This window comes from Streptomyces sp. NRRL F-5126 (genome assembly GCF_000721265.1).
Taxonomy (GTDB): Bacteria; Actinomycetota; Actinomycetes; order Streptomycetales; family Streptomycetaceae; genus Streptomyces.
Map to the genome: position 1 here is coordinate 387,606 of NZ_JOFZ01000006.1, position 20,648 is coordinate 408,253.

Annotated in this window: 17 protein-coding genes; 4 read left to right on the forward strand and 13 right to left on the reverse strand. The window is 74.0% G+C overall.

Translation table 11 applies throughout. The annotated features are described in order from the left end of the window. Positions 1–159 precede the first annotated feature (159 nt). From IH48_RS0114655 to IH48_RS0114670, 4 genes are all read right to left on the reverse strand, one after another. Positions 160–1,149: a malate dehydrogenase gene (locus IH48_RS0114655; RefSeq protein ID WP_030903632.1), complete on the reverse strand. Its 990-nt coding sequence runs from the start codon at positions 1,147–1,149 to the stop codon at positions 160–162. A gap of 204 nt (positions 1,150–1,353) precedes the next feature. Beyond that, entirely contained in the window at positions 1,354–2,265 is a 912-nt protein-coding gene (locus IH48_RS0114660) for a DUF2690 domain-containing protein (protein ID WP_030903633.1), read from the reverse strand. A 94-nt stretch (positions 2,266–2,359) separates the two neighbouring features. Then, on the reverse strand, positions 2,360–2,938 hold the full coding sequence (locus IH48_RS35035) for a DUF3017 domain-containing protein (protein ID WP_078849726.1): 579 nt from the start codon (positions 2,936–2,938) through the stop codon (positions 2,360–2,362). Further along, the gene (locus IH48_RS0114670) at positions 2,935–3,795 is read right to left on the reverse strand and encodes a bifunctional methylenetetrahydrofolate dehydrogenase/methenyltetrahydrofolate cyclohydrolase (RefSeq protein WP_030903635.1); all 861 of its coding nucleotides are present in this window, start codon (positions 3,793–3,795) and stop codon (positions 2,935–2,937) included. Before IH48_RS0114670 ends, IH48_RS35035 begins: the two co-directional genes overlap by 4 nt. Positions 3,796–4,025: 230 nt before the next feature. Here IH48_RS0114670 and IH48_RS0114675 point away from each other — a divergent pair, with 230 nt between their 5' ends. Then, on the forward strand, positions 4,026–4,637 hold the full coding sequence (locus tag IH48_RS0114675; protein WP_030903636.1) for an RDD family protein: 612 nt from the start codon (positions 4,026–4,028) through the stop codon (positions 4,635–4,637). 115 nt (positions 4,638–4,752) lie between these two features. Here IH48_RS0114675 and purH read toward each other — a convergent pair whose 3' ends face one another. Both purH and purN read right to left on the reverse strand, forming a co-directional pair. Next, positions 4,753–6,330: a bifunctional phosphoribosylaminoimidazolecarboxamide formyltransferase/IMP cyclohydrolase gene (purH, locus tag IH48_RS0114680; RefSeq protein WP_030903638.1), complete on the reverse strand. Its 1,578-nt coding sequence runs from the start codon at positions 6,328–6,330 to the stop codon at positions 4,753–4,755. Further along, positions 6,327–6,998, reverse strand: a complete 672-nt coding sequence (purN, locus tag IH48_RS0114685; RefSeq protein WP_037841929.1) for a phosphoribosylglycinamide formyltransferase — start codon at positions 6,996–6,998, stop codon at positions 6,327–6,329. Before purN ends, purH begins: the two co-directional genes overlap by 4 nt. Before the next feature lie 263 nt (positions 6,999–7,261). On the opposite strand from purN, the gene IH48_RS0114690 reads away from it, so the two are divergent. Continuing rightward, entirely contained in the window at positions 7,262–8,257 is a 996-nt protein-coding gene (locus IH48_RS0114690; RefSeq protein WP_030903640.1) for a hypothetical protein, read from the forward strand. Between the two features lies 1 nt (position 8,258). On the opposite strand, the gene IH48_RS35800 is transcribed toward IH48_RS0114690, so the two are convergent. Further along, positions 8,259–10,211, reverse strand: a complete 1,953-nt coding sequence (locus tag IH48_RS35800; protein ID WP_158710294.1) for a DUF6350 family protein — start codon at positions 10,209–10,211, stop codon at positions 8,259–8,261. Between the two features lie 117 nt (positions 10,212–10,328). Here IH48_RS35800 and IH48_RS0114700 point away from each other — a divergent pair, with 117 nt between their 5' ends. Beyond that, positions 10,329–11,591: a transcriptional regulator gene (locus IH48_RS0114700; RefSeq protein WP_234434252.1), complete on the forward strand. Its 1,263-nt coding sequence runs from the start codon at positions 10,329–10,331 to the stop codon at positions 11,589–11,591. A 39-nt stretch (positions 11,592–11,630) separates the two neighbouring features. Here IH48_RS0114700 and IH48_RS0114705 read toward each other — a convergent pair whose 3' ends face one another. Further along, positions 11,631–12,209 (reverse strand): TetR family transcriptional regulator, encoded by a 579-nt coding sequence (locus IH48_RS0114705; protein WP_030903643.1) that lies wholly within the window; start codon positions 12,207–12,209, stop codon positions 11,631–11,633. A gap of 116 nt (positions 12,210–12,325) precedes the next feature. On the opposite strand from IH48_RS0114705, the gene IH48_RS0114710 reads away from it, so the two are divergent. Next, positions 12,326–13,411: a saccharopine dehydrogenase NADP-binding domain-containing protein gene (locus tag IH48_RS0114710; RefSeq protein WP_030903644.1), complete on the forward strand. Its 1,086-nt coding sequence runs from the start codon at positions 12,326–12,328 to the stop codon at positions 13,409–13,411. 58 nt (positions 13,412–13,469) lie between these two features. Here IH48_RS0114710 and sucD read toward each other — a convergent pair whose 3' ends face one another. The 5 genes from sucD to IH48_RS0114735 all read right to left on the reverse strand — a co-directional run bounded on the left by sucD (position 13,470) and on the right by IH48_RS0114735 (position 20,555). Further along, complete coding sequence (gene sucD, locus IH48_RS0114715) at positions 13,470–14,354, reverse strand: succinate--CoA ligase subunit alpha (protein WP_030903645.1); 885 nt, start codon at positions 14,352–14,354, stop codon at positions 13,470–13,472. 25 nt (positions 14,355–14,379) lie between these two features. Further along, a complete protein-coding gene (gene sucC, locus IH48_RS0114720) occupies positions 14,380–15,555 on the reverse strand; it encodes an ADP-forming succinate--CoA ligase subunit beta (RefSeq protein WP_030903646.1) in 1,176 nt (391 codons plus the stop codon). Between the two features lie 262 nt (positions 15,556–15,817). Beyond that, on the reverse strand, positions 15,818–17,038 hold the full coding sequence (locus tag IH48_RS0114725; protein ID WP_051839773.1) for a VWA domain-containing protein: 1,221 nt from the start codon (positions 17,036–17,038) through the stop codon (positions 15,818–15,820). After that, positions 17,035–19,434, reverse strand: a complete 2,400-nt coding sequence (locus IH48_RS0114730) for a DUF5682 family protein (RefSeq protein WP_234434253.1) — start codon at positions 19,432–19,434, stop codon at positions 17,035–17,037. Before IH48_RS0114730 ends, IH48_RS0114725 begins: the two co-directional genes overlap by 4 nt. Beyond that, positions 19,431–20,555 carry an ATP-binding protein gene (locus IH48_RS0114735; RefSeq protein ID WP_030903649.1) on the reverse strand — a complete coding sequence of 375 codons (1,125 nt, stop codon included), beginning with the start codon at positions 20,553–20,555 and terminating at the stop codon, positions 19,431–19,433. Before IH48_RS0114735 ends, IH48_RS0114730 begins: the two co-directional genes overlap by 4 nt. Positions 20,556–20,648 lie beyond the last annotated feature (93 nt).

Here is a 20,648-nt window from a genome sequence, read left to right on the forward strand (position 1 = left end):
TTTACCCCCGTGTCGTATGCGGCGCGGCGTTGCGCCGGAGCCGGCACCCTACTCACCCGGAGATGGCGCCGCACCGCGCAAAAAGCCGGAACCCCCCGTATTTTACGGGGGGTTCCGGCTTTCAAGCCCCTGAATCTCAGCCTAAAGAGTGGCCTCGGATCAGATCAGGCCGAGCGCGCGGACCGCGTCGCGCTCGTCCGTCAGCTCCTTGACGGACGCGTCGATGCGCGAGCGCGAGAAGTCGTTGATGTCCAGGCCCTGGACGATCTCGTACGTGCCGTTCTTCGTGGTGACGGGGAACGAGGAGATCAGGCCCTCCGCGACGCCGTACGAACCGTCCGAGACGACGCCCATGGAGGTCCAGTCGCCCTCGGCGGTGCCGGTGACCCAGGTGTGGACGTGGTCGATCGCGGCGTTGGCGGCGGACGCGGCCGAGGACGCGCCGCGCGCCTCGATGATCGCGGCGCCGCGCTTGGCGACGGTCGGGATGAACGTGTCGGCGAGCCATGCCTCGTCGTTCACGGTCTCCGCGGCGTTCTTGCCGGCGATCTCCGCGTGGAAGATGTCGGGGTACTGGGTGGCGGAGTGGTTGCCCCAGATGGTCAGGCGCTTGATGTCGGCGACCGACGTGCCGGTCTTCTGGGCGAGCTGCGTCAGCGCGCGGTTGTGGTCGAGGCGCGTCATCGCGGTGAAGCGGCCGGCCGGTACGTCGGGCGCGGCGGCGCGGGCGATGAGGGCGTTGGTGTTGGCCGGGTTGCCCACGACGAGGACCTTGATGTCGTCGGCCGCGTGGTCGTTGATGGCCTTGCCCTGCGGCTTGAAGATGCCGCCGTTGGCCTCCAGCAGGTCGCCGCGCTCCATGCCCTTCGTGCGGGGGCGCGCGCCGACGAGCAGGGCCACGTTCGCGCCGTCGAACGCCTTGTTCGCGTCGTCGGTGATCTCGATGCCGCGAAGCAGCGGGAAGGCGCTGTCGTCGAGCTCCATCGCGGTGCCCTCGGCGGCCTTGAGACCCTGCGGGATCTCCAGGAGCCGCAGGCTGACCGGCACGTCCGCGCCGAGGAGTTGGCCGGAAGCGATGCGGAACAGCAGCGCGTAGCCGATCTGGCCGGCCGCGCCGGTGACGGTGACATTCACGGGAGTGCGGGTCATGGCGGTCTCCGATAGCAAGCTGACGGTGGGGTACCGCCCTGGTGTGCGGGCCCCCTGGTGTGCGGGACGGCTCCCCACACCCACCGGAGCGGCCACCGGTCCGGATCGCGGCCGGAACCTTCCGAATCTTGATGTGAAGAGAAATCCAGCGGCCAGGCTATCCGACCGGCGGCCTCGGACACCTGTGCCCCCGGGTGGCGTGGCTCACCGCGCGCTCGTGCAGCCGCGGGGTCCTGTGGCGGGGGTGAGGCAGGCGCGGAGGCCGCGCGGGTCCTGGGCGTCGACCATCGGGGTGTACGTGCCGGCGCCGGCGCCCGCGTGCGCGGCGACGGGGCCCCCGCCGGGGGCGATCAGCAGCGTCGCGCCTGACGGGGCGCCGGTGACGCGCGCCCAGGCGGCGCGGCAGGTGGCGCTGTACCTGACCTCCACGTAGGCGCCGGCGACCCGGGCGGCGGCGACGGTCGAGGCGTGTCCGCCCGCGCACCCCGCGGTCTCCGGGTCCGCACCGGCGCACGCCCCGGGCGCGCACCGGACGCCCGCGGGGAGCGAGGGGCGGGCGGACGTTGCCGCAGAGGGCGACGGAGAGGACGAGGCGGTGGCTGAGGGCGAGGCGGTGGCCGGGTCGGTGGCCGTGGGTGCGGCCGCCGCCGTACGGCTGTCACCGCCGCCACCGAGGCCGGTCAGCAGCACGACGGCGAGCACGACCAGGGCGACGCCGACGGCGGTGGCGACGAGCGTGCCGGTACGCGCGTGCCGCGGCCGGCGGTCGCCGTGCGGGCGCCGGCCCGGCCGGGAGTGACGCGGATGGTGGGGGTGGCCGGTGCCGCGCCGGGGCGGGGCGATCCTGCCGGTGTCGTCCGCGACGGGGGTGGGCGCGTGCGACTCGGCGCGGTCCCACAGTTCGAGGAGCGGGCCCCCGTGCGCGCCGAGCGCCTCGGCGAGGGCCGCCGTCGCCTCGCGCGAGGGCCTTCGCAGGCCGCGCACGTACGCGTCCCACTCGTGCCGGCCGCGCCCGGTCCTGGCCGCCACCGCGTCGACGCTGAGGCCGCTGCGGTCGATCAGCTCCCGTATGCGGTCGGTGAGTTCACCCGCTGGGTCCGTGCCACGGCGCGCCATCCGTTCCCCTCCCCTGGCGCGCTCGACGCGCCCGGGCAAGTCTCCCACCGTTGCCCGCCGATCACACCGCGTCGCGACGGTCGTGACGGTCTTCCTACGGCACCGTCGAGTGGACCACGCTCTGCAGGAACGGGATGTCAAGCAGCGGCCGGGGCTGGATCATCAGCGCGAACAGGATGATCGCGACGCCGAGCAGGCCGTACGTGACCATGTCGGTGAACCGCGACCGCACGGCGAGCATGCCGACCGACGTCACCGTCCTGCGGAGCACCGCCCCGCCCACGAGCGCGGCGCCGACCATGATCGTCCCCACCCGGAAGGCGGCCTCGAAGGGGTGCACGCCGACCGTCAGCAGCCCGAGCGCGGCCACCACCAGCACACTGACCAGCGGCCACTGCCTGACCGGCGCGGGCGCGTCGCCCGGCGCGGCGCGCTCGGCGCCCTCGGGCGACGGGAAGTCCCTGGTGACGGGCGAATCCGTCGACCCCTCGGCGGGCCCGACGGCGGTGGCGCCGTGCAGCCCGGCCGCCTCCGCCTCCCGGCCGGCCGGCTCCGCCGGGGCAGCGTCCGGGCCCGGGGTCCGCGCGGGCGCGGGCGCCGACCCGCCGGGCCCGGCGACGGGGGCCGGCTCGACGGCGGCGGGGCAGCCTGGCACCGGCGCGTCCTCGCTCACGCCGCGCCCACCGCGCGCTCGGCCGCCTCGACCACGTTGACCAGCAGCTCGGCACGCGTCATCGGGCCGACACCGCCCGGGTTGGGCGAGAGCCAGCCGGCCACCTCGGCCACGCCCGGGTGCACGTCGCCGACAATCTTGCCGTTCTCGTCGCGGCTCACGCCGACGTCGAGGACAGCCGCACCCGGCTTCACGTACTCGGGCTTGACGATGCCGGGCACACCCGCCGCGGCCACGATGATGTCCGCCTGCTTGAGCTGCGCCGCGAGGTCACGCGTGCCGGTGTGGCACTGCGTGACGGTGGCGTTCTCCGACTTGCGCGTCAGCAGCAGCGGGATCGACCGGCCGACGGTGATGCCGCGTCCGACGACGACGACGTGCGCGCCGTTGATCTCGACGCCGTGGTGGCGCAGCAGGGTGACGATGCCGTTCGGCGTGCAGGGCAGCGGGCCCGTCTCGTTGAGCACCAGGCGGCCGAGGTTGGTGGGGTGCAGCCCGTCGGCGTCCTTGGCCGGATCGATGAGTTCCAGCACGCGGTTGGTGTCGACGCCCTTGGGGAGCGGCAGTTGCACGATGTAGCCGGTGCACGCGGGGTCCTCGTTGAGTTCCCGCACGACCGCCTCGATCTCCTCCTGGGTGGCGGAGGCGGGCAGTTCACGCTGGATCGACGCCATGCCGACCTGCGCGCAGTCGCGGTGCTTGCCGTTGACGTACCAGCGGCTGCCGGGGTCGTCGCCGACGAGGAGCGTGCCGAGGCCGGGCGTCACGCCCCGCTCCTTGAGGGCCGCCACGCGGGCGGTCAGATCGGACTTGATCGCGGCCGCAGTGGCCTTGCCGTCGAGAATCTGGGCGCTCATACCCCCATCCTCGCGGATGACCCCGCCCGGGTTCCAATTCGGCCCCTTCCCGCTCCGGGCACGTTGCGCTTGCACAACGGCGGCGCGAAGCGACTGGACAAGGTACATATCGCGCCACGACGATGTCCCGGTAGAACCGCGGCAGTGCAGGGGGGCGTCCGCTCAGTTCGTCATGCTTCCTCCGCGCGGACCGCACGTCCCCGTTCTGAGTCCCGGAGGAACAGCTCACCATGAGCTTCGGCGAACCCAACAACCCGTACAACAGCCCACCCCAGCAGCCGCCGGGCGGCGGCGCGGGCGCTCCCGGCTACGGATACCCCCAGCAGCCCGGCCAGGGCTACCAGCAGGGAGTCCCCCAGCAGGGGTACGGCTACCCGCAGGCGCCCCCCGTCGGGGGGTACGGGCCGCAGTTCGGCGCGCCCGGCATGCCGACGCTCGCGCACTGGGGCCTGCGTGTCGTGGGCACGATCATCGACGGCATCATCATCGGTCTGCCGTACTACGTGCTGGCCATCCCCGGCGCCATCATGTCGAGCAACGGCAACTCCTCTGGCCCCATCCTCGTGCTGGTCGGGGCGCTCGCCGCCATCGGCCTCGCCATCTGGCAGCTCTACATGGAGGGCAGCACGGGCCAGACCATCGGCAAGAAGGCCATAGGCATCCGGCTGCTGAAGGAGGCGGACGGCTCGACGCTGGGCTTCTGGTTCGCGCTCGGCCGCCGCATCTGCCACATCGTGGACTCGATCGCCTGCTACCTCGGGTGGCTGTGGCCGCTGTGGGACTCCAAGAAGCAGACGTTCGCCGACAAGATCTGCTCCACGGTCGTCGTCCGGTCTCGCTGACCGGCCGCGGGCCGCACCTGGTACGGCAGGGGCCGCACCCCGGGAGATCCCGGGGCGCGGCCCCTGCCGCGTCACACGGCCGGTGTCACACGGTCGCTGCCTCGCGGGACGCGGCTCAGTGGAAGAAGTGGCGCGTGCCCGTGAAGTACATCGTCGCGCCGGCCTTCTTCGCCGCCTCGACCGACAGCTCGTCGCGCACGGAGCCGCCCGGCTGGACGACCGCGCGCACGCCGGCCTCCAGCAGGACCTCAAGACCGTCGGGGAACGGGAAGAACGCGTCCGACGCGGCGAACGCGCCACGCGCGCGCTCCTCGCCGGCACGCTCCACCGCGAGCTTCGCGGAGTCCACGCGGTTGACCTGGCCCATGCCGACGCCGACGGACGCGCCGTCCTTCGCCAGCAGGATCGCGTTGGACTTCACCGCGCGGCACGCCTTCCACGCGAACGCCAGCTCGCGCAGTTCGGCGTCGGACAGGGCCTCGCCCGTCGCGAGCGTCCAGTGGGCCGGGTCGTCGCCCTCGGCCTGGAGCCGGTCGGTGGCCTGGAGCAGCACTCCGCCGTCGATCGGCTTGACCTCGTGGGTGTGCGCGGGCGCCTCGGGGCAGCGCAGCACGCGGATGTTCTTCTTGCGCGACAGCACCTCGACCGCGCCGTCCTCGTACGCCGGGGCGACGATGACCTCGGTGAAGATCTCCGCGACCTGCTCCGCCATCGCGACCGTCACCGGACGGTTGACGGCGATGACGCCGCCGAACGCGGACAGCGGGTCGCACGCGTGCGCCCTGCGGTGTGCCTCGGCGACGTCGCCGGCGATCGCGATGCCGCACGGGTTGGCGTGCTTGATGATCGCGACGCACGGCTCGGCGTGGTCGTGGGCGGCGCGGCGCGCGGCGTCCGTGTCCGTGTAGTTGTTGTACGACATCTCCTTGCCGTGCAGCTGCTCGGCGCCCGCGAGGCCCGCGGCGCCCGGGGTGCGGTAGAGCGCGGCGGGCTGGTGCGGGTTCTCGCCGTAGCGCAGGACGTTCGAGCGCTCGTACGTGGCGCCGAGGAACTCGGGGAAGCCGCTGTCGTCGGCAGCCTCGTCAGCGGCCGTGTAGTCGCCCGCGAACCAGGTCGCGACGGCGACGTCGTACGCCGCGGTGTGCTGGAACGCCTCGGCCGCGAGCCGCTTGCGTGCCGCGAGGTCGAAGCCGCCGCCGCGCGCGGCGTCGAGCACGTCCGCGTACCGCGCGGGGCTCGTGACGATCGCGACGGACGGGTGGTTCTTGGCGGCGGCGCGCACCATCGAGGGGCCGCCGATGTCGATCTGCTCGACGCACTCGTCGGGCGTGGCCCCGGACTCGACCGTCTCCCGGAACGGGTAGAGGTTCGAGACGACCAGCTCGAACGGCTCGATGCCGAGGTCGGCGAGCTGCTGCCGGTGCGCTTGGAGGCGCTGGTCGGCGAGGATGCCCGCGTGGACGCGCGGGTGCAGCGTCTTGACCCGGCCGTCGAGGCACTCGGGGAAGCCGGTCAGCTCCTCGACCTTGGTGACGGGCACCCCGGCGGCGGCGATCCTCGCGGCGGTCGAGCCGGTGGAGACCAGCGCGACGCCCGCCTCGTGCAGGCCCTTGGCGAGCTCTTCGAGGCCTGTCTTGTCGTAGACGCTGACCAGTGCGCGGCGGATGGGCCGCTTCGTACCTTCGGCGGTCACTGGATCGTTACCTTTCGTCCCTCGATGCGGTAGCCGTGCCGGGCCAGACGCCCCACGACATCGACGAGCAGCCGTCGCTCGACTTCCTTGATGCGCTCATGGAGCGCGGTGCCGCCGTCCTCGTGGTCCTCGTCCCGGATCTCGACCGCTGACTGGGCGATGATCGGGCCGGTGTCGACGCCGTCGTCGACGAAGTGGACGGTGCAGCCCGTGACCCTCGCCCCGTACGCGAGGGCGTCGCGCACGCCGTGGGCGCCGGGGAAGCTGGGCAGCAGGGCGGGGTGCGTGTTGACGAAGCGCCCGCCGAACGCGGCGAGGAACTCCTTCCCCACGATCTTCATGAAGCCCGCCGAGACCACCAGGTCGGGCTCGTACGCGGCGGTGGCCCCGGCGAGCGCGGCGTCCCACGCGTCGCGCGTCGCGTGGTCGCGCACCCGGCAGACGAATGTGGGGATGCCGGCGCGCTCCGCTCGTGCCAGGCCCTCGATGCCGTCACGGTCCGCGCCGACGGCGACGATCCGCGCCCCGTACGCGCCGCCCTCGGCGGCGATCCGGTCGATCAGCGCCTGAAGGTTGGTGCCGGAGCCGGAGACGAGGACGACGAGGCGTGCGGGGCGGTCCCGGCGGTCCTGGCGGTCTGAGGGGGGCGGTGGGGGCGGGAGAGCCACGACACGGGCGCCTTTCTCGGAGCGTGCACGACCCGGCTGGGACGAATGCGGGCTTTGTGCGGTCGTACGAACGCGTCGTGCCCCCGGATCTGGGGAACTCTACGAAGGAGCCGACCGTCAGCAACGATACCGGCATCTCCATCGGCCCCCGCGGGACGGGGGCGTGGCCGGGAGGTAGCGTCAAGGGACAGACCTGTCCCCGTGACGGGCCATGACGACGACGGGACCCCGGGCTGCGGGTCCGAGGGGAAGACGTTCACCAGATGCAGGACCGACGCCGCACGGTACTCCGCCTCCCGCAGCACACAGGTCCTGTGCTGTTGCGGGAGCGCCAGTCCTCGTCTTCCACGGGCCCCTCGGACACCTCCGGCTCCTCGGGCTCGGGCTCCGGCACACCGGGCGGCTCAGGTTCGGGCTCGGGCTCGGGTTCCGGCTCCGACGACAACCCGTTCGCGCCGCCGCCCGAGGGCAGCCCCGACCAGCCGTGGAGCCCGCGCCACCGGCCGCAGGGCGGCTCCGAGGGCGGCGAGGAGCACGGCGGCGGCCCGGCGGGCGACGAGCGTCCCGTGTGGGGCGGCCAGTGGAGCGGCCGGCAGCCCGGCAGGTCGGGCGACGGCTTCGGCGGCCGCACGGGCGGCCAGGGCCCGTACGGCCCCGACCCCCGCCAGGGCCAGGGCGGCGGTCCCGGCGGCCCTGGCGGTCCCGGCGGCCGCGGCGGCATGCGCTGGGACCCGACGGACGTGTACCAGCGCCGCGCGCGCTACGCGCTGCTCGCCGGCATGTGGGCCTTCTTCTTCTCGCTGTTCAGCATCCCCGAGGTGGCGCTGCTGCTCGGCGCGCTCGCCATCTACTGGGCGGTCAGCAGCCTGCGCGCGAAGAACCGCAAGGACGGCGCGGCGGGCGGGGACGGCCGCCCGGCGGGGGCGGGCTCCACCGCGGCACGCAGACCCGACCCGTTCGCCCCGCCGCCGCAGCAGGAGGCGTACCCGTCGACGTCGGACCGCGCCTACGCGTCCGCCGGCGTCCACCACCCGCCGCCGTCGCCCGAGGAGCAGGCGAGGCCGCAGCACACGGTGGCCGTGGCCGGCCTGGTCGCGGCGGGCCTCGCGCTGCTGATCGTGGCGTCGACGTACTCGATGCAGTTCGTCTACTCCGACTACTACACGTGCGTGCACGACGCCCTGACCCACGAGGGCCAGGTGGCGTGCAACAGCCACCTGCCGAAGTCGCTCGTGCCCTTCCTCGGCATCAGCAACTGACTCAGCGCTCGTCGTCCCCCTCGCCGTCCCCCTCATCGCCGCCGGAAGCGTCAGGGCCCGAGGCATCGAGATCGGGGGCCGGTGGGTCCGGCGGGCGTGACACGGGGGGCTGCCAGGATGTGTACGTCGTGGAGAAGTCGGCCATCGTGTCCTCGGAGACCTGCTTGAGGCCGGCCAGACGCGCCTCGCGGGCGCCGCGTTCGTGCCAGGAGTCCGCGGACAGGAAGTCGTAGGCCTCACCGCCTGCCCAGGCCCCGGCCGCGGTGTCCTGCTCCGGACGTGCCTTACGGCGCCACCAGGTGGCGGGGCGCGTCCAGCGCCGTGCCGGAGCCTCGGCCCCGGCCTCCGCGTCCGGCGGCTGCGCGCCCTGCGGGACGGATGCGACGGGCACCGGCTTCGCCGCTCCGGGAACGCCGGGCGTGGGCATCGCGGGCCCGGCCGGCTCGGACCCCGCCGGCGTGGTCGCGCCGTCGGGTGCGGTCGCCTCGTCCGCCTCGTCCGTCCCGTCCGTCTCGGCCGTCCCCGCGTGCCTGGCCCACCACGCCGTCAGCCGCGCCCACCGGCCCGGCGTCTCCTGGGACCCCTCCTCGGGCGCCGCCCGGTCCGGCGCGGCGGACGACCGCGGCTCCGGCACGTCCTCGGCGTACGCCGCCTGCTCGCTGCCGCGCAGCCGCCAGACGCGCACCGCCAGCGCGGACGGGACGGCGAGCGCGGCGGTCCACAGGAGCGCGGCGGCGCCCGCCGTCCACCACACCGGTCCGAACGCGGCCAGGCTGCCCGTGCCGAGCGGCCCGCCCGCGGCCGCCGCGAGCAGCGCTGTGAGCCCGCCGGCCACCACCGCGCTCAGGGCCGCCGCCAGCGCCGTGCCGCCCGCGCTCCACGCCTGCGAGCGGTCCACGTACGCGGGGGCGGCCTTGCGTACGGTGAACCAGCCGCCCGTCAGCGCCGCCGCCACCGGCACCGCGGCCGCCGACCAGTGCGGCCAGCCGCCCGCCGACTGCGGCACGGCGGCCAGCAGCGGGAACGACGGCAGGCCCGTCGCGCCCGTGCCCGCACCGCTCAGCGGCCCCACCGTCGCCGTCGTGCTCAGCGCGAAGCCGGGCCCGAGGCCGTACGACGCGCCCCACACCGCCGCGTTCGGCACGAGCACGAGGCCGAGCAGCATGACCGCGAACCGCCCGGACCACACGACGGACAGTCGCAGGAAGGACGCCTCGGCCTCCTGGACGTGCCAGATCAGCGAGACCGCGACCAGCACCGCCCCGCCACCCAGCAGCACGGCGACGGACGCCGCGCCCGCCCGCAGCGCGAGGCCGGTGAGCCGGCGCGCGCCCACCGACCAGAGCGTGCGCCCGCACCAGGCACGCGCGGCGACGGGCAGCCACCGCGGCAGCGGCAGCGGGGGCCTGCCCGTGGCCGTCCAGGCGCCCACGCTCGTCGCGGCGATCACGACGAGCGGCAGGAAGGCCGCGGCGCGCAGGGGGGACGCGGTGAGCGCCCCGCCCTGCGCGTACCAGGTGGCGCACGCACCGACGAGCAGGTAGCCGCCGCTCACGGTCGCGACGGCGCCGATCGCCGTCAGCTGCGGCCTGCCCCGCTGCGGTTCGAGCGCCTCGCGCGCGGCGCGGTGGGCGAGGTAGCAGGGGACGGCCGTGAGCAGCAGCGGGACGGTACCGACCGGGGCGGGAGCGCCGCCGAGCGTGCCCGGCCTCACGAGGTCGACTCCGTGGGCGAGCAGCCACAGCGCGAAGGCCACGTGGAGGGCGCCGCTCGCGCTGCTGTCCGGGTAGGGCGAGCTGATCCACAAGGCCATGACCAGCACGGAGACCGTGCCGAGTCCGAGGCATGCGGCGATGGAGCCACGGAGGAAGGAGGCGGTGAGCGCGGCGGCCCTGCCGCGCTCCAGGGCAGACGCGGACGACAACGACTCTCCGCGTTCGGTCACTTGGGTCACGCCCGCCATGCTGCCCGCGACACGCACTCAGGTCACGTAACGGGCGAATGCTCGACATGTCGATCATTATTCGGTTATGTGCTTTTCCGACCGGTCCAGTGCTGCGGAGACTCCCCGATGACGCAGAGCACCACCCGAAGCACCCCGAGCCCCGACACGCCTCCCACGCCCCCCATGCCGGCGCTGCCGCCGACGCCCCCGCCCGATGAGCGCAGGCGGCTGCGCGAGGCGAAGCCGATGACCGTGAAGCAGCTGGCGGGAGCCGTGCGCGTCACCCAGGCGACGGTGCGGGGGTGGGAGACCGGCCGCGCGCAGCCGCGTGGGCGCAAGGGCGACCAGTACCTCAGGATGCTCGCCGTCTTCGCCGAGGAGGACGCCGCCGTGGAGGCGGCGGAGAAGGCGGCCGAAGAGGCAGCGGACGGCGCTGCGGGGAAGGTGGGCGAGGCCGGACGGCCGGCCGGCGCGCACCCGGACGGCGGAATCGGCGGCAGCGGAGACGGACCCCGGGGCGGCGAGCAGGCTCCCGCCGAGGCGCCGGAGGGCAGCGATGCGCCGGACCCCCTCACCCCCGAGCAGGCGTTCGACGCCCTGTACGAGTACGCCTCGCCCGCCCTCGTCCGGCAGGCCTACCTGCTCACCGGCCGGCGCGCACTGGCGCGCGAGTCAGTCGAACGCGCGTTCCAGCGTGCGTGGCGGCACTGGCCCGAGGTGGCCGTGGACCGCGACCCGGCGAGCTGGGTGCGTGCGGCCGTGCACGAGTACGCGCTCTCGCCGTGGCACCGCATGCGGCCCCTGCGCTCCGCGGGCGTCGCGCAGCCCGTGCCCGCCATCGCGCCCGTTCCGGTGCCCGGCGGGCGCACGCTGCGCGAGACGCTGCTCGACCTCCCGCCCGCCTACCGGCGCGCGGCGCTCCTCTACGACGGCCTGGGGCTCGACCTGCCCGACGCGGCCGCGGAGTCGCAGGCCAGCACGCCGGCGACCGGCAACCGGGTGCTGCACGCACGCGAGGCCATCGTCCAGCACCTGCCCGAGCTGGCGGATCCCGGCCTGCTGCACGACAGGCTCGACGCGCTGACCCGTTCGGTGCCCGTGCCCCCGATGGCGCCCGCGCCCGTGGTGCGCAAGGGCGGCGAGCGGCGGGTGAGGCTGTGGACGCGCGCCGCCATCGTCTGCACCGCGCTCATCGTGGGCGCGACGGCGTACACGTTCCACACCGCGCCGAGGAAGTACGAATCGCCCGAAGCACCACCGCAACGAGTGACGGGCGTTCCGGTGCCGGGCGCCCCGCACGCGTTGACGCCCAAGGACAAGAAGCTGCACGACGCCCTCGGCACCGCGCCGCTGAACGGCCCGGAGCGGCTGGCGCCACGGCTGCCGTGACCGCGGGGCCGGCGGCACGCGGGCCCGGCGCGGCGCGTGTCAGTCGGCGCGGGCGTGCTCGGTGAAGGCGTCCCGGAGGGTCGCGACGACGGCGTCGACGCACGCGGCGAAACTCGTGCGGCCGTCCGACTCCGTCCACCGTTCGAAGGCGTGCCGGAAGGCGACCGTGGCGGTCCCCGCCAGCAGCCCCGCCGTGTCGGGGTCGCTCCCGCGCCGCACGAGTGCGTCGCGGATCGCCGCAGTGACCGCGGCGAACTTCGTCCGCTCGCGCTCCCGCAGCTCGGCGCTGGCGGCGATCACGGCACGGCGCGTCCGCCCGCCGTCGACGCGCTCGGCCAGTCGCGTGCCGACACTCGTGACGGCGTCGAGCACCGCGTCCAGCGGCGGAACGCCGGGGTCGACGGCGAGGACGGCACTGGCCACCGCCGGCGGCAGCTGCTCGGAGCCGGCGAACAGCACTTCGCGCTTGTCGGGGAAGTAGCGGAAGAACGAGCGGCGGGTGAGGCCCGCGCGCTCGGCGATCCGCGTCACGGTGACGTTGTCGTACCCGTGCTCCGTGAACAGCTCGAGGGCGGCCTTCTTGAGGCGCTCTTCCGCGCCGGGATCCCATCTCGCCATGGTCCGACGATAACAAGCGATGTCTCACTGTGCCGTCAGTGCTAGCCTCTCCTTATGACACACAGTGCCATCACTGGGGCGGCCGCCCTCGCGAGGGACGGCGGAGCGGAGGACTCATGACGGAGAACGGGCGGACCGGCGAGGTCTGGATCCTCGGCGCCACTGGGCGCGTCGGGCGCGCCGTGGCCGGGCGCCTGGCAGCGCGCGGGGTGGCGCCGGTGCTCGTCGGACGCGATCACGACCGTCTCGCCGAGGCCGCCGCGGACCTCGTCCCGGTCGCGGACACGCGGATGGTCGTGGCCGGCACGGCCGAACGGATCGCCGCCGAGATCGCGCGGCAGCGGCCGGGCGTCGTCGTCAACACGATCGGCGATTACGCCGCGACGGCGCCGCTCGTCGCCCGCGCCTGCATGCCGGGCGGCCACTACGTCGACCTGGCCAACGATCTGGCCGCCATGGACGGGCTCTTCGCGTTGCACCAGGAGGCCGCCGACGCGGGAAGCACGCTCGTCACGGGCGCCGGTTTCGGCGTGCTGGCGACGGAGGCGGTCGTGGCGAAGCTGTGCGAGGGCCGCCCGGCGCCGCGCCGCGTGCGCGTGGACGCCGTCGCCTCGGTGGCCAACGAGGGCGGCACGATGGGCGCCGCGCTCGCCGCGTCCGTCGTCGACGTGTTCACCACCGGCGGCCGCCGCTACGAGGGCGGCCGGCTCGTGCGGACCCGGCTCGCGGCGAACCCGCGGCAGCTGACCCTGCCCGACGGCGAGAGCGCCGGTTCGGCGGAGACGCCCTCGGGTGAGCTGCGGGCCGCCCGTGCCGCCTCCGGGGCACCGTCGGTGGCGGCAACCTCCGCGCTCGCGCCGACCGGTGCCGCCGTGCGGGCCGTGCTCCCGCTCGCCGGGGTGCTGCTGTCCGTCCCGGCGATCCGGCGTCTCGCTGCCGCTCGGCTCGCCGGCATCAAGGTCAAGAGCTCGCCGCGCCCGCGGGCGCACTCCTGGGGGCACGCGGTCGTCGAATGGCCCGACGGCACCGGCCGCGAGGGCTGGCTGCGCGCGGGCGACGGCATGGACTACACCGCGGACGTCGCGACCGAGACCGCCGCGCGGCTCGCGCGTGGCGAGGGCAGGCCGGGTGTCCACACACCGGCGGCGGCGCTCGGCGCGGACCTCGCGGTGGCGGCCGGCGGCACCTTCGTCCTCGATTGAACAGCGCGGTGGGCCCGCTCCCGGGCAGGGAGCGGGCCCACCGCGTTCACCCTCGGGCTCAGCCGGCGAGGATCTCGCGGGCCAGCTGTGCGGTCTCGGTCGGCGTCTTGCCGACCTTGACGCCCGCGGCCTCCAGGGCCTCCTTCTTCGCGGCGGCCGTGCCGGAGGAGCCGGAGACGATGGCGCCCGCGTGGCCCATGGTCTTGCCCTCGGGCGCGGTGAAGCCCGCCACGTAGCCGACGACCGGCTTGGAGACGTGGGCCTTGATGTAGTCGGCCGCGCGCTCCTCGGCGTCGCCACCGATCTCGCCGATCATGACGATCAGGTCGGTCTCGGGGTCGGCCTCGAACGCCTTGAGGGCGTCGATGTGCGTGGTGCCGATGACCGGGTCGCCACCGATGCCGACGGCGGACGAGAAGCCGATGTCGCGCAGCTCGTACATCATCTGGTACGTCAGCGTGCCGGACTTCGAGACGAGGCCGATGCGGCCCGGCTTGGTGATGTCGCCGGGGATGATGCCCGCGTTGGACTGGCCGGGCGTGATCAGGCCGGGGCAGTTCGGGCCGATGATGCGGGTCTTGTTGCCCTTGCTCGACGCGTACGCCCAGAAGGCGGCCGAGTCGTGCACGGCGATGCCCTCGGTGATGACGATGGCGAGACCGATCTCCGCGTCGATCGCCTCGACGACGGCGGCCTTCGCGAAGGCCGGCGGCACGAAGACGACGCTGACGTCGGCGCCCGTCTCCTTCATCGCGTCGGCGACCGTGCCGAAGACCGGTACGGACGTTCCGTCGAAGTCCACGGACGTGCCGGCCTTGCGCGGGTTCACGCCGCCGACGATGTTGGTGCCGTCGGCGAGCATGAGCTTGGTGTGCTTCATGCCGGTCGAGCCGGTCATGCCCTGGACGATGACCTTGCTTTCCTTGTTCAGGAAGATAGCCATGGTGTGGTTTTCCCTCGTCCTTTTCTTACTTGGCCGCGGCCAGCTCGGCGGCCTTGTCGGCCGCGCCGTCCATGGTGTCCACACGCTGCACGAGCGGGTGGTTGGCGTCGGAGAGGATCTTGCGACCCAGCTCCGCGTTGTTGCCGTCGAGGCGCACGACCAGCGGCTTCGTCACGTTCTCACCCTTGGACTTCAGCAGCTCAAGGGCCTGCACGATGCCGTTGGCGACCTCGTCGCAGGCGGTGATGCCGCCGAAGACGTTGACGAACACGGAGCGGACGTCCGGGTCGCCGAGGATGATCTCCAGGCCGTTCGCCATCACCTGGGCGGAGGCGCCGCCGCCGATGTCGAGGAAGTTGGCCGGCTTCACGCCGCCGTGCTTCTCGCCGGCGTACGCGACGACGTCGAGCGTCGACATGACCAGGCCCGCGCCGTTGCCGATGATGCCGACCTGGCCGTCGAGCTTGACGTAGTTGAGGTTCTTGGCCTTGGCCGCGGCCTCAAGGGGATTCGCGGCGGCCTTGTCCTCAAGGGCCTCGTGCTCGGGCTGGCGGAAGTCCGCGTTCGCGTCGAGGGAGACCTTGCCGTCCAGCGCGATGATCTTGCCGTCACCGGACTTGACCAGCGGGTTCACCTCGACGAGCAGGGCGTCTTCCTTGATGAAGACGGTCCACAGCTTCTGCAGGGCCTCGGCGATCTGGTCGGCGACGTCGGCCGGGAACTTCGCGGCCTCCACGATCTCCCGCGCCTTCTCGGGCGTGCAGCCCTCGTTGGCGTCGACGGGGATGCGGGCCAGGGCCTCGGGGTGCTCCTCGGCGACGACCTCGATCTCCATGCCGCCCTGGACGGACGCCATGGCGAGGAAGGTGCGGTTGGTGCGGTCGAGCAGGAAGGAGACGTAGTACTCCTCGGCGATGTCGGCGGTCTGCGCCAGCATCACCTTGTGGACCGTGTGGCCCTTGATGTCCATGCCCAGAATCTGGCCGGCCTTCGCCACGGCGTCCGCCGGGTCGGAGGCCAGCTTGACGCCACCGGCCTTGCCGCGGCCGCCGACCTTGACCTGGGCCTTGACGACGGCCTTGCCGCCGAGGCGCTCGGTCACATCGCGGGCCGCCTCAGGCGTGTCGATGACTTCACCGGCCAGCACCGGTACACCGTGCTTGGCGAAGAGGTCCCTCGCCTGGTACTCGAACAGGTCCACGCGTGTCCGTCCCTTGTCTCTTCTCGAAACCGCAGCCTGTGATCGCGGGTTGCGATGATCTGCTAGTGATCTGCGTGGGCGTGCCGCGAAGGGCAACGTGACTGCGCTGTCACTGAGGGAGGCGTACACGGGGTCCGGAACGCGGCATGTCCGCCTGGCAGGTTATCGCCGTGAACGGGCGCTCCCTAAATCGCGGGTCACAGATGAGCGGTGATACCTGTCACAGAGCGCTCCTGCGGGCCGCGCGCCGCGTCACCTCGTCTCACCGGCCCGGCACCGCCGGCCGCACGTCGTCGGGCACCGGTATCGGACGTTTCTCCACGGCCGCGGCCATCACCTCGGGGAACAGGTCGGGCGTGCAGGCGAACGCCGGGGCACCCAGCGCGGCGAGCGCCGCCGCGTGCTCGCGGTCGTAGGCGGGAGCGCCCTCGTCGGACAGCGCGAGCAGCGCCACGAACTGGACCCCGGACGCCTTCATCGCCGCGACCCGCTTCAGCATCCCGTCCCGTATGCCTCCCTCGTACAGGTCGCTGATGAGGACGACGACGGTGTCCGCGGGGCGGGTGATGCGCGACTGGCAGTAGGCGAGCGCGCGGTTGATGTCCGTGCCGCCGCCGAGCTGGGTGCCGAACAGGACGTCGACCGGGTCGTCCAGCTGCTCGGTGAGGTCGACGACTGCGGTGTCGAAGACGACGAGACGGGTGGACAGGGACCGCATCGAGGCCAGGACGGCCCCGAAGACGGACGCGTAGACGACGGACGCCGCCATGGACCCGGACTGGTCGATGCAGAGGACGACCTCCTTCTTCACGGACTGGCCCGCCCTGCCGTATCCGACGAGCCGCTCGGGCACGACCGTCCCGAACTCGGGCAGGTAGTTCTTGAGGTTGGCCCGGATCGTGCGGTCCCAGTCGATGTCGCGGTGGCGGGGGCGGCTGACGCGCGCCGAGCGGTCGAGGGCGCCGCCGACCGTGGCGCGGGTGCGGGTGGCGAGGCGCTTCTCGATGTCCTCGACCACCTTGCGCACGACGGCGCGCGCCGTCTCCCTCGTGGTCTCCGGCATGGCCTTGGTCAGCGAGAGCAGCGTGCCGACGAGGTGGACGTCGGCCTCGACGGCCTCCAGCATCTCGGGTTCGAGCAGCAGCGCGGAAAGGCCGAGCCGGTCGATGGCGTCGCGCTGCATGAGCTGGACGACGGTGCTCGGGAAGTACGTGCGGATGTCGCCGAGCCAGCGGGCGACGGACGGCGCGGAGGCCCCGAGCCCCGCTGACCGCCCGCCGCGCGCGGGGCGTGCGCCGCCGCCTCCACCCCCGTAGAGGGCGGCGAGCGCACCGTCCATGGCGGCGTCCCTGCCGCTGAGCCCGCAGCCGGTGCCGTCGGCCTCGCCGCCGAGCACCATCCGCCACCGCCGCAGCCGCTCCTGTGCTGGCGCCGCTCCGGACGCCTCCTCGTGCGGGACTGCGCTGTCGCTGCGATCGGTCATGAGGTCTCCCCGGTGAGGCGGTTGCGGGACAGGGGCGCGGACACCCGGGGCTGCGCGGCCACGGGAGCCTCGCCTCCGAGCAGGAGGGTGAGCAGCGGGACGACCGCGTCCGCGCGCCCCTCGTCCATGAGGGGCGCGAAGCCGGGCACGGTGGTCTCCACCGCCGGGCGCGCTCCCCCGCCGGGGCCGCGCCGTGCCAGCTCGCCGAGCGTGCGGCGCACGCCCGGCTCGTACGCGGAGAACGTGCGGCGCAGCAGCGGCAGTACGTCCCCGAACGCGGCGGCGGGTATGTCCGTCAGCCAGGCGTCGACCAGCGACAGCAGGTGCTCGTCGTGGACGAGCAGCATGCCGCCGCCGGACGTGCCGCCGACGAAGCCCTCGATCCACGCCGCCGCGTCCGCCGGAGGCGTGCCGGGCGAGAGCGCGAGGCCCATCAGGCGTGCGGCCTCGCCGTCCGCGAGGCGGCCGCCGTCCAGCAGGAGGCGGGCGGCGCGGCCCCGTACGACGCCCGGCACGCCCTCGCGCCGGGCGAGCTTGGCCAGTACGGCGGCCCAGCGGCCGGGCAGACCGTCTTCGCCGTCCCCGGCGGGCGGGAGCAGGCCGATCGCGGTGTGCACCGCGTCGACGTGCCCGCGCATGGCCTCGGCGCCGTCGGCGTCGAGCCCGGCGCAGGCCGGCGGGAGCCCGACGCAGACACGCTCGGCGAGCGCACGCGCCACCTCGCCGAGGGCCGCCGTGTCCGTGCCGCGCACGTCCCCGTACCGCAGTGAACGGGCCAGCGCGGGGAGTGCCGCGGCGAGATGGCCGACGTCCGCGTCGAGCGCGGCCCGGTCCGCGAGGGCACGCATGACGACGGGCAGCGCATCGGGCAGGGCGGCGAGCAGGCACTTCTCCGCCAGCCCGGTGACTTCCGCGAGCGCGGTGGCGGAGACGGCCGCCGACTCGGCGCGCGCGGTGGCGGCCGCGAGGACCGTCGTCCCCCAGATGCCGGCCTCGGCGACGCGGACGTGCAGCTCGGGCTCCCAGCACAGCCGCCAGCTCTCGCGGAACGTCCCGGTGCTGTTCCGCCCGGCCGTCGGCTCGCCCCAGCCGATGCCCAGCAGCGCGAGCCGGTGCAGCAGCGTGGAGCGCGCCGCGTCGTTCTCCTTGCGCAGGTCCAGGTCGAGGTCGCGCTCCAGTGCCTCGGGCTTGAGCCGCAGGGAGCGCTGCCGGCGCGCCAGGTCGCGCTGGAGCGGCACGGCCGGGGCGTCCTGCGGCACCTCGCCGAGCGCGTCCCCGACGATCAGCCGGTCGGTGATCAGCGCGAGGGGGACGTCGGACCCCTCGCACATCACGGCCCTGACCGCGTCGACCGTCTCCGTGAGGCCGGCCAGCGGGCGGCCGCGCATCGCGGCGAGCGACTCGGCGAGCCGCACCGCCTCGATGACGTGAGCGGACGAGACGGTCCTGTCCTCCTGCCTGAGCAGGCCCGCGACCTTCGTCAGCCATCGCTCCACGGGGCGGTCGGGTGCCTCGAAGAGGTGCCCGTACCAGCCCGGGGAGTCGATCCCCGCGCCGTAGCCGCTGCCGCGGGCCAGCCGCCGGTGCGTCCAGGGCACCCATGTCATCTCGACCTTGGCCTTGGGCACTCCCTTGAGCAGCGCCTTGTCGGCGGCCACCGTCGCCTTGCGCGCCAGAGCGGGCACGTGCCAGGCGCCGCAGACCACGGCGACACCGCCGCCGTCCGCGAATTCGCCGAACTCCTTGCACGCGGCGCGCAGCCGCAGCCGCATATGGGCCTCGCGTACGAGATCGCGCCGGTGCCCGCCGTCCCCGTAGCGCTCGCGCAGCGCCGTCATGGCCTCGGCCACCTCGGCGAACGGCGCCAGCGGGTCCTCCGCGCGGCCGCGGTGCTCGACCGCGTCCTCCCACCAGCGCTCGGGGTCGTCGTAACCGGCGGCCTGAGCGAGTACGGCGATGGGGTCGACACGAAGCCCTTCGGCCGCTGCCCCGTCCGACGTCCCGTCCTTCTTCTCCTCCTGCGCCGCCATCGCCAGGGAGTGCGCGGCGGGCAGGTCGATGAAGCGGACGGGGACGCCGTGTCCGAGCGCCCAGCGGATGGCCACCCACTCGGGCGAGAACGCGGCGAGCGGCCAGAAGGCGGCCTGCCCCGGGTCGTCCACCGCGTGCGCGAGGAGGGCGACGGGCGGCCTCATCGACTCCTGGGCGGCGAGCGCCACCAGTGCGTCGCCCTCGGGCGGGCCCTCGATGAGCACCGCGCCCGGGCCCGCCGCGTCCAGCGCCGCGCGTACCCCGCGTGCGGACCCGGGGCCGTGGTGCCGCACGCCGAGGAGCAGCGGCCCGCGTACGGCAGCCGCCGTCGCGTCGCGTTCCGCCACGGCGGGGGACGTGGTCACGCGCTCACCTCGCGGCAGGCACGGTAGAAGTCCTTCCACCCGTCGCGCTCACGGACCACGGTCTCCACGTACTCCTGCCACACGACCCGGTCGGCGGCGGGATCGCGGACCACGGCGCCGAGCACGCCCGCGGCGACATCGGCGGGCCGCAGCACGCCGTCGCCGAAGTGCGCGGCCAGCGCGAGTCCGTTGGTGACGACGGAGATGGCCTCGGCCGTGGACAGCGTGGCGGACGGCGACTTGAGCTTGGTGCGCCCGTCGGCCGTGCTGCCGCCGCGCAGCTCGCGGAAGACGGTGACCACGCGCCGTATCTCCGACATGCCGCCGCTCTCCACGGGCAGTCCCAGCGAACGGCCGATCTGGTCGACGCGGCGGGAGACGATGTCGACCTCGGCCTCCGGTGTCGCGGGCAGCGGAAGCACCACGGTGTTGAACCGCCTGCGCAGCGCGCTGGACAGCTCGTTGACCCCGCGGTCGCGGTCGTTGGCCGTCGCGATGAGGTTGAACCCCCGCACGGCCTGGACCTCCTCGCCCAGCTCGGGGATGGGCAGGGTCTTCTCGGACAGCGTCGTGATGAGCGAGTCCTGCACGTCGGCCGGGATGCGCGTGAGCTCCTCCACCCTGGCCGTGAGCCCCTCCGACATGGCCCGCATGACGGGGCTCGGCACGAGCGCCGCGCGGGTCGGGCCGTGCGCGAGCAGCTGCGCGTAGTTCCACCCGTAGCGGATGGCCTCCTCGGGCGTGCCCGCAGTGCCCTGCACGAGCAGGGTGGAGTCACCGCTGACGGCGGCGGCGAGATGCTCGGACACCCAGGTCTTGGCCGTGCCCGGCACTCCGAGGAGCAGCAGCGCCCGGTCGGTCGCGAGCGTCGTGACGGCGACCTCGACGATACGGCGCGGGCCCACGTACTTCGGCGAGATCACCGTGCCGTCGGGGAGCGTGCCGCCGAGCAGATAGAGGGAGACTGCCCAGGGTGAGAGCCGCCAGCGCTCGGGCCTCGGCCGGTCGTCCTGCGCGGCGAGCGCCGCGAGTTCGGCCGCGAACGCGTCCTCGGCGTGGGGCCGCAGGACAGCCTCGGCGGGCTTCGCCGCGGCTTCGGGCAGGGTGTGGGACACGGTCATGACTCCCCCTCCAGATCGGTCGACCGGATGTGGTGACCACGGTGCACCATGCCACTGACAATCAGGCGTCTGTGCAGGTCAGAGCAGTCGCAA

Coding starts and splice junctions, on each gene's coding strand:
- IH48_RS0114670 (WP_030903635.1), bottom strand. CDS start 3,795: ATGAGCGCCCAGATTCTCGACGGCAAGGCCACTGCGGCCGCGATCAAG.
- IH48_RS0114705 (WP_030903643.1), bottom strand. CDS start 12,209: ATGGCGAGATGGGATCCCGGCGCGGAAGAGCGCCTCAAGAAGGCCGCC.
- IH48_RS0114725 (WP_051839773.1), bottom strand. CDS start 17,038: ATGACCGATCGCAGCGACAGCGCAGTCCCGCACGAGGAGGCGTCCGGA.
- IH48_RS0114690 (WP_030903640.1), top strand. CDS start 7,262: ATGCAGGACCGACGCCGCACGGTACTCCGCCTCCCGCAGCACACAGGT.
- IH48_RS0114710 (WP_030903644.1), top strand. CDS start 12,326: ATGACGGAGAACGGGCGGACCGGCGAGGTCTGGATCCTCGGCGCCACT.
- sucD (WP_030903645.1), bottom strand. CDS start 14,354: ATGGCTATCTTCCTGAACAAGGAAAGCAAGGTCATCGTCCAGGGCATG.
- IH48_RS0114655 (WP_030903632.1), bottom strand. CDS start 1,149: ATGACCCGCACTCCCGTGAATGTCACCGTCACCGGCGCGGCCGGCCAG.
- IH48_RS0114735 (WP_030903649.1), bottom strand. CDS start 20,555: ATGACCGTGTCCCACACCCTGCCCGAAGCCGCGGCGAAGCCCGCCGAG.
- IH48_RS0114700 (WP_234434252.1), top strand. CDS start 10,329: ATGACGCAGAGCACCACCCGAAGCACCCCGAGCCCCGACACGCCTCCC.
- IH48_RS0114660 (WP_030903633.1), bottom strand. CDS start 2,265: ATGGCGCGCCGTGGCACGGACCCAGCGGGTGAACTCACCGACCGCATA.
- IH48_RS0114675 (WP_030903636.1), top strand. CDS start 4,026: ATGAGCTTCGGCGAACCCAACAACCCGTACAACAGCCCACCCCAGCAG.